General features: G+C 69.9%; 1 protein-coding gene. It reads right to left on the bottom strand.

Going from position 1 to position 522, the window contains the following annotated elements:
- On the bottom strand, positions 1-522 hold a 522-nt coding region (locus GT354_RS31950), incomplete at both ends, for a polyketide synthase (RefSeq protein ID WP_161359867.1).

Here is a 522-nt window from a genome sequence, read left to right as displayed (position 1 = left end):
CACGCCGTGTCCACCGTCACCGCCGGACCCTCGAAACCGAACGCGTACGAGATCCGGCCGGACACCACGCTCGCCGAACTGCCGGTGATCAGGTAGCCGTCGTCACTCTCGGGCGCGCCGGACATCAGGCTCGCGTAGTCCTGCCCGTTGGTGCCCGCGAAGACGCCCGTCTGGCTGCCGCGCAACGCGTCGGGGTCGATGTGCGCGTGTTCCAACGCCTCCCAGGTCGCTTCCAGCATCAGCCGCTGCTGCGGGTCCATCGCCAACGCCTCACGCGGCGAGATCCCGAAGAACCCCGCGTCGAAGTCACCGGCGTCGTAGAGGAAGCCGCCTTCTCGGACGTAGCTGGTGCCCGCCCGGCCGGGCTCGGGGTCGAACAACTCGTCGGTGTCCCACCCCCGATCGGTCGGGAACTCCCCCACCGCGTCCCCTTCGGCGACGAGCAGTTGCCACAGATCCTCGGGCGAGCGCACCCCACCCGGGAACCGGCAGCTCATCCCGACGATCGCGATCGGCTCGTCC

This window comes from Streptomyces sp. SID3343 (assembly GCF_009865215.1).
Classification (GTDB): Bacteria; Actinomycetota; Actinomycetes; order Streptomycetales; family Streptomycetaceae; genus Embleya.
Note: the sequence above shows the minus strand (reverse complement) of the source record. Positions and strands in the feature narration are given on the sequence as shown.